The sequence below is a fragment of the Nocardia sp. NPDC004860 genome (genome assembly GCF_040609015.1).
In the GTDB taxonomy this organism is placed as follows: Bacteria; Actinomycetota; Actinomycetes; order Mycobacteriales; family Mycobacteriaceae; genus Nocardia.
This window is the reverse complement of sequence record NZ_JBEXJI010000015.1, coordinates 66,589-78,953: the sequence shown is the minus strand read 5'-3', so window position 1 is coordinate 78,953 and position 12,365 is coordinate 66,589. Positions and strand designations below refer to the sequence as shown.

General features: G+C 67.9%; 12 protein-coding genes. 7 read left to right on the top strand and 5 right to left on the bottom strand.

Features of this window, described 5'->3' with window-relative positions; translation table 11 throughout:
- Positions 1-6: 6 nt before the first annotated feature.
- Genes ABZV44_RS25510 through ABZV44_RS25500 form a run of 3 tightly spaced genes read right to left on the bottom strand, consistent with a single transcriptional unit; the run spans position 7 to position 5,019 of the window.
- Entirely contained in the window at positions 7-2,568 is a 2,562-nt protein-coding gene (locus tag ABZV44_RS25510) for a phosphoribosyltransferase (RefSeq protein WP_354841020.1), read from the bottom strand.
- On the bottom strand, positions 2,565-3,776 hold the full coding sequence (locus ABZV44_RS25505; RefSeq protein ID WP_354841323.1) for an HpcH/HpaI aldolase/citrate lyase family protein: 1,212 nt from the start codon (positions 3,774-3,776) through the stop codon (positions 2,565-2,567). The genes ABZV44_RS25510 and ABZV44_RS25505 overlap by 4 nt, the downstream gene beginning before the upstream one ends.
- Before the next feature lie 40 nt (positions 3,777-3,816).
- On the bottom strand, positions 3,817-5,019 hold the full coding sequence (locus tag ABZV44_RS25500) for a hypothetical protein (protein WP_354841017.1): 1,203 nt from the start codon (positions 5,017-5,019) through the stop codon (positions 3,817-3,819).
- A 213-nt stretch (positions 5,020-5,232) separates the two neighbouring features.
- Between ABZV44_RS25500 and ABZV44_RS25495 the strand changes: the two genes are divergently transcribed.
- Positions 5,233-5,808, top strand: coding sequence for a TerD family protein (locus ABZV44_RS25495; RefSeq protein WP_354841014.1), 576 nt, complete (start codon positions 5,233-5,235; stop codon positions 5,806-5,808).
- Between the two features lie 100 nt (positions 5,809-5,908).
- A complete protein-coding gene (locus ABZV44_RS25490) occupies positions 5,909-7,033 on the top strand; it encodes a DUF475 domain-containing protein (RefSeq protein ID WP_354841011.1) in 1,125 nt (374 codons plus the stop codon).
- A 58-nt stretch (positions 7,034-7,091) separates the two neighbouring features.
- On the opposite strand, the gene ABZV44_RS25485 is transcribed toward ABZV44_RS25490, so the two are convergent.
- Entirely contained in the window at positions 7,092-8,018 is a 927-nt protein-coding gene (locus ABZV44_RS25485; RefSeq protein WP_354841009.1) for a DMT family transporter, read from the bottom strand.
- Positions 8,019-8,102: 84 nt separating this feature from the next.
- Between ABZV44_RS25485 and ABZV44_RS25480 the strand changes: the two genes are divergently transcribed.
- Positions 8,103-8,663: an ABATE domain-containing protein gene (locus ABZV44_RS25480; RefSeq protein ID WP_354841006.1), complete on the top strand. Its 561-nt coding sequence runs from the start codon at positions 8,103-8,105 to the stop codon at positions 8,661-8,663.
- Here the strand turns inward: ABZV44_RS25480 and ABZV44_RS25475 are convergent.
- Complete coding sequence (locus tag ABZV44_RS25475) at positions 8,565-9,920, bottom strand: hypothetical protein (protein ID WP_354841321.1); 1,356 nt, start codon at positions 9,918-9,920, stop codon at positions 8,565-8,567. The genes ABZV44_RS25480 and ABZV44_RS25475 overlap by 99 nt on opposite strands.
- A 306-nt stretch (positions 9,921-10,226) precedes the next feature.
- Between ABZV44_RS25475 and rpsF the strand changes: the two genes are divergently transcribed.
- The 4 genes from rpsF (at position 10,227) to rplI (ending at position 12,009) form a co-directional block, all read left to right on the top strand.
- Positions 10,227-10,517, top strand: coding sequence for a 30S ribosomal protein S6 (rpsF, locus tag ABZV44_RS25470; protein WP_083869414.1), 291 nt, complete (start codon positions 10,227-10,229; stop codon positions 10,515-10,517).
- A 134-nt stretch (positions 10,518-10,651) separates the two neighbouring features.
- Positions 10,652-11,203 carry a single-stranded DNA-binding protein gene (locus tag ABZV44_RS25465; RefSeq protein ID WP_354841003.1) on the top strand — a complete coding sequence of 184 codons (552 nt, stop codon included), beginning with the start codon at positions 10,652-10,654 and terminating at the stop codon, positions 11,201-11,203.
- Between the two features lie 63 nt (positions 11,204-11,266).
- A complete protein-coding gene (gene rpsR / locus ABZV44_RS25460; protein WP_040814320.1) occupies positions 11,267-11,536 on the top strand; it encodes a 30S ribosomal protein S18 in 270 nt (89 codons plus the stop codon).
- A 17-nt stretch (positions 11,537-11,553) separates the two neighbouring features.
- Positions 11,554-12,009 carry a 50S ribosomal protein L9 gene (gene rplI, locus ABZV44_RS25455; protein WP_354841000.1) on the top strand — a complete coding sequence of 152 codons (456 nt, stop codon included), beginning with the start codon at positions 11,554-11,556 and terminating at the stop codon, positions 12,007-12,009.
- The last annotated feature ends 356 nt before the right edge of the window (positions 12,010-12,365 follow it).

Sequence of the window (12,365 nt, the reverse complement as noted above, 5' to 3'; positions counted from 1 at the left end):
CACCGGCTACCCCTTCACTTCCTTGATCAAGCCCATACAGGCATACGCCAAATCCGGTACCGTCTCGACCGGCACGCCGCGTGCCGCGGCGAGCAGGCGGATATGGGCGTGTTCCGCCGCGTGCGGATCCCGCACCAGCACACGCCACGGCACCCGGCGCAACAGCACCCGGGTCGTCTCTCCCACACCGGGTTTCACGAAATTCACGCTGGAGATCCCGTATTCGGCGCGCACCTTCTCCACCGACGCCCAGCCCGCCCAGGTGGGCGTCCGGTCGGCGTTCAGCAGGGCCCGGACCCGGGCGTCCACCAGCGGCCGCACCCGGTCGAAACACGCGCTGACCGCGTCCAGCAGGTGGTTGGACACGTCCTGATCGGCGAGCTCGCGATAGAACTTGGCCCCGTGGAACTGTCCCGGCCCGATCAGGTCGGCATTGAGCACGGTGCGGGAAACCAGCCCCGACACAGTCGAATTCAGGCAGGCGGAGGCGATGAGGAAGTCGTCCCGGGTGCCGTAGGTCCGCACGCTGCCGCCGGGATCGGCGAGCACCGCGAGATCGGCGTCGAACCGCGCCCCGCCCGCGGCCGCGTAGGCGTCCAGCGCGGCGGCGAGCTCCCTGGTGATCGCGCCCTTGCCGGTCCACCCGTCCACGAACACGATATTCGCCGGATCATGATGCCGGGCAAGGTAATCCAGTGCGACCGTATCGATCCCCCGATCCCGCACGATCGACACCGCGTAGTGCGGCACCTCGATGCCGCGAGCCGCCAGCCACCGCCGCATGAGCACCCCCACCGGCGTGCCCGCCCGGGCCAGTGACACCAGCACCGCCTCGCTGCCGCGCTCGGCGATCACCAACTCCGACACCGTTGCTACCGCGAGCGCCAGCCGCTCGGCACTCTCGGCCAGCACCCGCTCGAACAGCTCCCGGTACTCCGCGTCCGGCTGATACTCCACCGGCAGCGACTCCGCGTAATGTGCCACTCCCGCCTGAATCCGCCGCTCGCGTTCCGCCACATCGGCTTCCAGCGCCACCCCGGACAGATCGGTGAGCAACCACGCCACCTCGTCCGGCGCGTACGACCCGAATTCGGTCCCGCGCAGCGGTTCCGGCAGCCGCTCTCCGCCCGGCCGAGCCGTACCGAATTCGAATCCGAGGGGGTGGCTGGGTTCCGTCCCGAGACGGTCGATGGAGGGCGATACTGCGGTCCGGCCATGAGGCGGAATCTTCGTAGTGTCCGCTCGAGCGGCGGCGAGGGCGCGTGGGTCCGCGTCGGGGAGCACGGCCAGCAGCACGTCCGCGCCCGACGCGGTCAGCACGTCGACGAGTCCACCAGCAGCCGTGAGCTTTTCGGTGTCCGCAGGGCGGTCGATGATGACGAGCAGGATCGGGTCCGGCCCGGGCCGGGTTTCGGGCCAGCGTGCGTTGTACAGGTAGCGTGGCGCTTCCTCATCGAGTTCCGGTGCGGTGAAACGGAATCCGCGGCGCAGCGGGTAGCCGGCTTCGTCCAGGACATAGGCGGGGGAGCGGGTGGTGGTCTGGTACCGGGTGGGGATTCCGCTGTCGGCCAGAGCCGCGGCGATGCGCAGCGGCAGGTACATGAGTTCTTCGTGGGCGATGACGATCACCGGGCATCGCGGGTCCGAGTCCTCGGTCATGGTCGCGAGCGCCCGCGTCAGGTCGGCCACCGTGCGGTCGAGCGCCGTGTCGAAGGGTGCGGCGTCGGTGTCGAGGAAGCCGTGGCGGCCGCCCTCGGGAACCTGGTGCGGCCAGGGCAGTTCGACGCGGCGGCAGGCTCCGGTGCGATCCGCGATCGGGTTGAGGACTGGTTCGGGCAACGCGGTGACGGCCTCGATCAGACCCGCCGGCAGGCTGGTGCTGCCGCTGGCCAGGCAGACGGTGTCGATGCGGGCGCCGAGTCCGGCGGCCGCTGTGTCGAAGGCGCGGCGGTCGGCCTCGGTGCGCATGTCCACCAGCGAGGCCAGGATGTAGTGGCTGCGGGGAGTGTGCGCATGCAGAGCCAGGATGGCGTCCAGAGCGGTTGCACCGGTGGAGATCTCGTCGTCGACGAGCACCATGGGCAGGTCGTTGTGGAAGATCGCGGGCGGCATCGGCTGCAGCAGGTGGGAGGTGGCGTGCGAGTGACCCTCCTCGAAACCGGCGAGGGTCTCGGCGGTGGGCACGTCGCGGCGGGTGGAGTGCAGGTAGCAGCGCGCGCCGAGACGAGCCGCCACGGTGTGGCCGAGTCCGGTCGCGGTTTCGGCGAAGCCCAGCACCACCGCGGCGGTGACCGGCCGATCCGGCTGCGGCGCAGCAGCTCCCGTGAGCAGCTCACGCACCAGGTCGCCGAGCCGGTTGCCCGCGTCGAGCACGCGATGCGGGTCGGTCGGGAGGTGCTTCCCCAGCACGGTCGAGACCAGCAGGTGCGCGCGGCGGGGATTGCGGCGCAGGCCGGGTTCGACCAGCGCGTCGATGCGCCAATCGGGTTCCAGCAGTGCCGAATCGGTGTGCCGGAGGGTCAGCCCGAGGTGCCGGGTGGCCCAGGGTAGGACGGGATCGGCGGTCACGATTCGACCAGGGCCTTGAGCAGGTCCACGAAGGAGACTCCTTGATTGGCGACGCCGAAGACCTTGGCGCGCAGCATGATCTGGTGCGCCCAGCTGCGGTGCGGGCGCATTTCGTTCATCTTGTTCCGGTACTCGGAGGCGGCGACACCGCCCGCGGCGGTGCTCAGGATGTCGACGGCATCGGCGTATTCCTCGTGCGTGACGATCGAGAGGGCGTGCACGACCGCCACATGCGAGGGGTGGATGACGGTCTTGCCCTGGATCCCGTTGGCGCGGTCCAGGGTGATCTCCCGCAGCAGCCCGTCCAGATCGCGGCTGACCAGCGACTGCCGGAAAGGGACGGCATCCACCTCGGCGAACGGCGAGGTGCGCAGCAGCGGCCGGAACATGCGGGCGTGGTCGGCGAAGTACTCCCAGACCGGTCCGGTGATGGTGAAGCCGGTGCCGTCGGCGCGACCCAGGTAGTTGACGATGTCGGCGATCACGTCGGCGACCACGCGCACGTCGTAGATGGTGAGGTCACGGTCGCGGCGAATCCCGAAGGTGGAGCACATGTCCGTGGCCCCGATCCGCACGGCGAGAATCCGTTCGCGGTGCTCGGCGAGCAGCGCGCCGATGCGGCGGAGTTCGCGGTCGCGGCTCTCGCGATGCACGAGGACGGGGGATTCCAGCACCGGCATCCCGAAGACGGTGCGGCCCAGGCACTGTGCGGCCAGGCCCAGCGCGTGCAGGTAGTCGGCCGCGCAGGAGCTGTCGAATTTGGGCAGCACGAAGCCGGTGAGCGCCGCCGCCCCGGGCCCGAGCCGCTCGGCGATCTCGCCGATGCCGTGCGGGTCGCGGACCCGCACGAACAGCAGCGGGTAGGCCTCGCCGCTGCCGGCCAGTTCGTCGACGGTCCGGGCGGCCTGCCATTTCGCGGCTTCGACGGCGTGGTCGGCGACCGCGTCCTCGAGGTCGATGACCATCGAGCACACGCCGCGTTCGGCGCGGCGCAGGATGGTGGCGGTCAGGTCGGGCCGGGTGGCGGGCACGTACAGGGTCGCGCCCAGCGCCATGGCCAGCAGGTGGCGGTCGACGGAGCCGCCGAAGGGTTCGGGCAGCCGGTGGAACAGCCGCCGCAGCTCCGGGCCCGGCACCTGCCGGAAATGCCGCAGCGGGAAGCGTTTCCGCAGGGAGACCGGGGCGACATCCGGATCGCTGGTGATCATCGCGGTCATCGTCGCGGTCGTCCTCCTGCTGACTTTCGGTCTATCTGTCGGTATTTCGCATGCGCTCGACCACTCCGGCGACGAACGCGGAGATGGCGTCGAGTTCGGACACGTAGGCCCAGTAGTCGGGGTGGCGTCCGGTCAGGCCCGCGCTCGCGCGATCCAGGCGTTCGGCCTGGGCGTCGAGCACCGAACCCCATTGCGGGACCACGCCTTTGTTGACCGCGAGCATCTGCGCGTCGCGCAGTTTGAAGCGGACGGCCTTGGCGCGCTCGGCCGGCTGGTCGCGGACCGCGCGCAGCAGGGCGAGCCGATCGGTCACGGTCTCGGCGCGCTCCTCGGCGGTGGCGAGGTGGGCGCGGGCGGTGGTGGTCAGGTCGAGCGCGTCCTCCGGGTCGTGGTTGGCCAGGGCGGCCCGGGCGCGGGCCAGATCCGCGTCGGCGGCCGCGACGGCCTCCCGGGCTTGTCGCTCATTGTTGGCCAAATCGTTCGACGACGCAGCCGCGAATTCCCGCAGCAGCGCCGACATGGCCGGAGCGATGCGGTCCAGGCGGTTGCGAGCGGCATCGAGCCGGGTGGCGGCGGAGGCGAGGGCGGTGGTAGCCGAATGCTGTTTGCCGGGTGCGGCTTCCAGGGCGGTGGACAGGTCGCGGTTCAGCGTCTCGAGCCGGGTGGCGGCGTCGCGAGCGGCGCCGCCGGCACCGGTGGCCACCGCGGCCTCGAGTGTGAGCAGTCCCTCATCCACGGCGGCCGCGCATTGCCGGATCGAGGGATAGGCGGCATGGGGTGAGGCGTCGGCGGCCTGCCGCAGCTGTGCCGCCTGCGCCCGCACCTGCGAGACCAGTTGCGGCACCGAGCCGTACACCGCGACCGCATGCTCGAGGTGGGCCTGATTGCCCCGGTAGAACTCGTCGACCCCGCGCGCGGCGTCGGCGAGTCTCCGGATGACGGTGTCGATCTCGGGCTGGGCGACCGGGCCGCCGTCCTCGCGTTCGGCCTGTTCCAGGCGGTCGTTGAGGGCGAGGTAGGCGCCCGAGGCGTCATAGCAGCGGGCGCGCACCGGTTCCCAGCGCGCGGCCATGCCGCGCTCGGGGAACAGCGCGGAGGATGCCGTGACGGCGGCCTCGGCAATCGTCTGCCGCTGGTCCATATCCAGGAATGCGGTCGTCAGTACCTGCCGGGCCTGCTGCACCCATTCGTTGTTCCGGGGTGCCCGGAACCATCCGCGTCGACGGCCTGCCACGCCCCCGATGGTAGGAGAAGCGGCTCGTCGGGGCGACAACGGCGAGGGGTTGTGAAAATCTGTCATATGACAGTTGCTTCCGCACGCCAGGGTTGACCCTTCCCTACCAAAGACTTGGGAAAACCATTACTGTCGAGACGGCGGAACCGACACGCAGGACACGCCGTTAGCCAAGAAACACTTCAAACGCGCTACAACGGAAGGATTCCCGCAATGGGTGTCAGTTTGTCCAAGGGCGGCAACGTTTCACTGACCAAGCAGGCTCCGAACCTGACCCAGGTGGCCGTCGGCCTCGGCTGGGACGTCCGGACCACCACCGGCACCGACTTCGACCTGGACGCCAGCGCCATCGCGACCGGCGCGGAGAAGAAGGCGCTGTCGGACAAGCACTTCATCTTCTTCAACAACCTGCAGTCCCCGGAGGGCACCATCGTGCACACCGGCGACAACCTGACCGGTGAGGGCGAGGGCGACGACGAGGTCATCAATGTCGACCTGGCGAACACCCCGCCGGCCATCGAGTCCATCTTCTTCCCGGTCTCGATCTACGACGCCGACTCGCGCGGCCAGAGCTTCGGCCAGGTCCGCAATGCCTACATCCGGGTCGTGGACCGCGCCAACGGCGCCGAACTGGCCCGCTACGACCTCTCCGAGGACGCGTCCACCGAGACCGCCATGGTGTTCGGCGAGCTCTACCGCAACAATGGTGAGTGGAAGTTCCGTGCGATCGGCCAGGGCTACGCCTCCGGCCTCGCGGGCATCGCTCGCGACTTCGGCGTCAACGTCTGAATCGAACAACTAGCGACACGAAGAGGGCTCGGTCGCACGAGCCCTCTTCGTGTGTCCGCCCGCCCCGTCCACGACCCGGCACAACGAAAGGCCCGCTGCGGTGCGAATATTCGGCCTCTCCATCATCGTCACCGTACTGTCGCTGCTCGCGGCCCTCGTGTACGGCGGCCCCACGGCCCTGCTGCTGTGCGCCATCCTCGGCGTCCTCGAGGTCTCGCTGTCCTTCGACAACGCGGTGATCAACGCCAGCATCCTGCAGCGGATGAGCGAGTTCTGGCAACGGATCTTCCTCACCGTCGGCGTCGTCATCGCGGTTTTCGGTATGCGCCTGGTGTTTCCGCTGGCCATCGTGTGGATCACCGCGGGCCTCAGCCCGGTTCGCGCCTTCGACCTGGCCATGAACCCGCCCGCCGACGGGGCCCTCACCTTCGCCGACGGCAGCCCCTCCTACGAGAAGCTGCTCACCGACGCGCACCCGCAGATCGCGGCCTTCGGCGGCGCGTTCCTGCTGCTGCTGTTCTTCAACTTCATCCTCGAGGAGCGCGAGGTCACCTGGCTGGGCTGGATCGAACGCCCACTGGCCAAGCTCGGCAAACTCGACATGCTCGCGGTGGTGCTCACCCTGGGCGGCATCGTCATCGCGGCGGAATTCATCGCGGCCGACGACGACCGGTCCACCGTGCTGCTGGCCGGCATCCTCGGCGTGATGACCTACATCCTGGTCGACGGGCTCGGCTCCCTGTTCCATGCCGAGGAGCACGCCGAAGAACAGGCCGCGGCGGGGCCCTCGGCCATCATCAAGGCGACCGGCAAGGCGGCGTTCTTCCTGTTCCTGTATCTGGAAGTGCTCGACGCCTCGTTCTCCTTCGACGGCGTGATCGGCGCGTTCGCCATCACCTCCGACCCGATCCTGATCGCCCTGGGCCTGGGTCTGATCGGCGCCATGTTCGTCCGGTCCATCACCGTCTACCTGGTGCGCAAGGGCACGCTCTCGGAGTACGTGTACCTCGAGCACGGCGCGTTCTGGGCCATCGGCGCCCTGGCGGTCATCCTGCTCATCACCATCGGCGTTCACGTCAACGAGGTGATCAGCGGCCTGGTCGGCGTGGCCTTCATCGGAGCGGCGTTCATCACCAGCGTGATCCGCAACCGGCGCGAGAAGGCCGAGTCCGACGAGGACGAGGACGACGAACCCGCAGGCCTGGAGCCCAGCCCCGTCGGCTGATCCACCGGGACCGGAAAGCCCGCCACACCAGCGCGTGTGGCGGGCTTTCTTGCGATGGTCACACCCGCGCGGGCTGCGGCATCGAGAGGCGGCGGCGGGCAGTCTCGGGCTCGGCCGGGGTGGGATTCGGCGCGGCGCGACGGGAGGCCAGGACCATGCCGACCAGTCCTACGCCCAGGCCCGCAACTGTCAACGGGCGCAACGGCTGATCGATGACCAGCCAGGCCATCACCGCGGTCACCGCCGGGATGGCGAAGAAGAAGCGGCTGACGCGAGTGGTGTCCCAGCGCTGCAGCATGGTGTTCAGCAGCAGGAACGCGCCCATGGAATTCACCAGCACCATCCAGACCATGGAACCGGCGAAGCGGGCCGGGTCCGCGAGGTGGAAGTCGCCGCCGGCCACGGCCATCGCGCCCGCGAAGGGCGCGCTGACCGCCACGTGCAGGGCGGTGCCGGCGCGCGGATCGATCGCGGGGGTGAAGCGCTTCTGGTACACGGTGCCGAGGCTGAGGCCGAGCAGGCCGACCACGCACAGCAGCAGGCCCACCAGCGAGAAGCTGGACTGATCGACCACCGCCAGGCCCACGCCCAGACCGCCGACCCCGAAGCCCAGCCACTGCCGGGCACTCACGGATTCGCCCAGGCCACCGGCGAATACGGCGATCACCACCGGGCTCAGGCCCTGCACCAGGGAGATGACGGCGGCGGTGACGTGCTCGTGCATGGCGGTGTAGAAGGCGCCGAACTGCACCATCTGCATGAGCAGGCCCGCCACCAGCGTGTGCGCGAGGACCTTGCCGCGCGGCCAGACCGCCCGCGCCAGTAGGGCATACGCGACGAGCAGCAGGCCGGCGATGCCGAAGCGGGCGAACAGCACCAGCATGGGCGGCGCCGCGCCCACGCCGATGATGCCGGCGATGAAGGCGCTGCTCCACATGAGGATGAGGGCCGGCGGGCCCGCCACTTCGAAAAGCCGGTTGTCCATGATTCCTCCACGCCGCTAACCGGTTCAGGTGGTTATACCGTGGCACCTTCTTGAATAACCTGTCAAGGGGGTTACTATGAGGACATGTCCACCTTCGCCGATCCGCACCTGTTCGTCAGCGGCAATCTCGCGCTGAACTTCATCGGTACGGCTCAGGAACGACGCACCACCTTCATCGACCGGCTCGGCAGCGACGACGAACTCGCCGAATGGGTAACGGCGGCAGGCATCCTCGACACCGCGCCGGACTGCACCGGCGCCCTCACCCGGGCCGTGAAGCTACGCGAGGCCGCCTGGCGGCTGATGCTGGCCACCCTCGACGGCGAACCCGCCACCGACGCCGACCGGCGACTCGTCAACCGGCACGCTCACGACACCCCGCCCGAGCTGACCCTGCGCGCCGACGGCAGCGTGCACCGCAGCGGGACACTCGATTCCGCGCTCGCGGCCGTCGCGCGCTCCGCCATCGAACTGCTCGGCAGCCCCGATCGGGACCGCATCAAGGAATGCGGGCGAGACGCCTGCACCCGCCTCTTCATCGACACCTCACGCGGCGGTTCGCGCCGCTGGTGCGATATGGCGGTCTGCGGAAACCGGGCCAAGAGCAAGGCGTTCCGCGCCCGGAACACCGAGCCGGCCGGCTGACCGCGCCCGCGCCGTCACGAACAGGAAGAAGAACGCCACCAGCAGCGCGGCCCGGCCCCACACGCCGATCTGCACGATGTTCTGCTCGAATCCGGCATCACGGCCCGCACCCAGGGCATAGAAGTAGCGGAAGACGCCGATCCCGATACAGGCGTCCGCCATCAGGTAGGTGACGGTCAAGCTCCACGGCACCTCCAGCAGCACCAGGAACGGGATCAGCCACAGTGTGTACTGCGGCGAATGCACCTTGTGGAACAACAGGAAGCCACACAGCATGGCGCCGCTGACACCGATCCACGGATACACCCCCGCCAGCTGATACCGCCGCCAGCCCAGCCAGCAGGCCAGCCCGAAGGACCCCAGCACCAGCAGCGGCGAGGCCGCCGACACCACGGCCTGGAACGTCGACTCGCCCTCGCTGGTCTGGGCGAACAACGGGCGTAAACCCCAGTACCAGATGGAATTCGTGGTGATATCGGCCTGCCGCAGCTGCTGGAAGGTGATCGACGCCCGCCAGCCGTCATAACCCGCGAGCGCGAAGGGCAGATTGATCGCGACCACCGTGCCGAGAGCGGTGCCGGCCACCATGAGCGCGCCGCGCACATCGAATCGCCGCTCCCGCAGCGGGTTCTCACCGAGCAGCACGTAGATCAGCAAGGGCAGCACGAAGATTCCGGGATACAGCTTGAAACAGAAGCCGATCGCCAGGAATACCGCCGCGGCTATCGCCCGGTCCCGCAGGGAATATCGCGTCAGCACGGTCATCACGTAGAACGCGGCCACCGCGGTGGCCACCACCGGCAGTTCCCAATTGTGGAAGGCGTAGAGCACCAGGGGTGGACCGGCCGCCCACAGCAGCGCCGCCGGACCCGCCATCCGGGCCAGCAGATACGCGGTGAGCAACGCGAACGGGGCCAGCAGCAAGGCCGAGTGCAGCAGGAAGTCCGCATCGGTGTGCGCGCCGATGCCGCCGATCCACATGAACAGACCGCTCAGCACGGGATACTCGACCGCGCCGCCGGTCAACTGGCCATCGGGTGTGATGCCGCCCGTTATATACGGAAAGACGTGTTCATTGATGCCGCGGCCCAGCCACAGGTACTGAATATCGGAATAGCAGACATTCGAGTCCTTGATGACATCGAAAATGGCGCTGCGACCCGACTCCTCGAACCGCCCGCCGGCACATCGCGCCTTGTTCACATACGCGATCAGCAGGGTGACCCCGCACACCAGCGTCGACGTGACCGCGATCATCGACCGGCCCGCCTCGCGGCGGCGAGCGACCGCTGCGCTGGCGACGGGTCGGTTCGGCATGCGCACCACCATAGGTCTCTCTTCGGCGTGTCCGCGTGTTCAAGCTCGGGACTGGCCCGATTTCGCAGGCCATGCCTGTCTATCGCCCGGCCGCCGCCGGTGTGAACACGCGAGCAAGAGCCTCGATACCCCGGCGTCGGGCACCGCATTCCCTCATGTAGCCTTGTCGGGTTGCTGACGCAACGAACCCTCCTGCCCACGGACAGTCCGTGGGCCGTTCACAGTCCACAGGAGGTGATGAGGTCCGTGCGTCATTATGAAGTGATGGTTATTCTCGATCCGCAAATGGACGAGCGCACCGTCGGCCCGAACCTGAACAACATGTTGGGTGTTGTCGGTGCCGAGGGCGGCAAGGTCGACAACGTCGACATCTGGGGCCGCCGTCGTCTCGCCTACGAGATCGCCAAGCAGGCCGAGGGCATCTACGCGGTCGTCACCCTGACCGCCAAGTCCGAGACCGTCAGCGAACTCGATCGCCAGCTGGGCCTGAACGAGTCGGTGCTGCGCACCAAGGTGCTGCGCCTCGACAAGAAGTAGTCCAGTCCTCCCGCAACGTCGCTCGTAACCGTCGGTGCCTATCTCTAGGCTGACTGGCAAACCGCGCACCGAGCCCATGATCGGGCGTGCACGGGCGAGCGCATTGCGGACTGCACCGGAAAGCAGGAGGAACCATGGCCCAAGGCGACACGGTCATCACCGTCATCGGCAATCTGACGGCTGACCCCGAGCTTCGATTCACGCCCGCGGGAGCGGCCGTCGCGAACTTCACCGTCGCGTCGACTCCCCGCGTGTTCGACCGTAATACCAATGAATGGAAAGACGGCGAAGCGCTTTTCCTGCGCTGCAACATCTGGCGTGAAGCTGCGGAAAATGTGGCCGAGAGTCTGACCCGTGGCTCGCGAGTGATCGTGAGCGGACGACTCAAGCAGCGCTCCTACGAAACCCGCGAGGGTGAGAAGCGCACGGTCGTCGAACTCGAGGTCGACGAGGTGGGTCCCTCCCTGCGGTACGCGACCGCGAAAGTCAACAAGACCACCCGTGGCGGTGGTGGCGGCGGCTTCGGCGGTGGCGCACAGGGCGGCGGCCAGCAAGGCGGCGGCTACTCCGGTGCCGGCAGTGGTGGGGGTCGTGGCGGCCAGAGCGCCGGCGACGACCCATGGGGCAGTGCCCCCGCGGCCGGCTCCTTCGGGGGCGGCGCGATGGACGACGAACCGCCGTTCTAGACAACGGCTTTCCCCGGAATCCGCCCCGACGGCTGGTTCCCGAAATTACGGAGTTGAAAGACCATGGCCAAAGCACCGGCACGCGAAAAGGTGCTGAAGAAGAAGGCTTGCACCTTCTGCAAGGAAGACAAGGCCGGCAAGAAGAACAACACGGCCGGCGCGAAGATCGACTACAAGGACACCGCGCTGCTGCGCAAGTACGTGTCCGATCGTGGCAAGATCCGCGCTCGCCGGGTGACCGGCAACTGCGTCCAGCACCAGCGCGATATCGCTGTCGCCGTGAAGAACTCGCGTGAGGTCGCTCTGCTGCCTTACGTGTCCACCGCCCGCTGAGAAAGGAAGGCACAGCAATGAAGCTCATCCTCACCGCTGATGTCGACAACCTCGGTGCGCCCGGCGACACCGTGGAGGTCAAGGACGGCTACGGCCGTAACTTCCTGCTGCCGCGCGGCCTGGCGATTGTCGCCACCCGTGGCGCGCAGAAGCAGGTCGAGGGCATTCGCCGGGCGCAGGATGCCCGCCGCGTGCGCGACCTGGACCACGCCAACGAGCTGAAGCAGGCCATCGAGGGTCTGACCGGCGTGTCGCTCGCGGTCAAGACCGCCGGCACGGGCAAGCTCTTCGGTTCGGTCACCGCCGCCGATGTCGCCGCGGCCATCAAGGCCGCCGGTGGCCCGGTCGTCGACAAGCGCAGCATCGAGCTGCCGAAGGCCCACATCAAGAGCACCGGTAAGCACGGTGTCGTGGTGCACCTGCACCCGGATGTGATCGCCAAGGTCGACCTGCAGGTCACTGCCGCCGAGTAATTCGGTTCGTCGGAGGCCGCCTCAGCTGTGGGGCGGCCTCCGATTTTCTTTGTTCGATTCTTATGTTTGCCAGATATTCGCTAATTGCGTGTCGGGTGTACCGGGGCGAGGTGTCGGCATGCAGAATTCACGATGTTCGCCCGGGTTGTGGATTGCTCAGCAAACCAACCATTCTCGTTGTGTGACAGATCACAAGCGCGAGACCGTTCGTTAACCCAACACGCCCAGACGTTACCGTCCAGCGACACGCCGCACCGAATTGATCCACAATTACACACACTGAGAATTCGGCCACTACCAGCGTATTGATTGCCCACATCGACTGTTGTCCCCAAGTTTTCCACAGGGGGTGCACA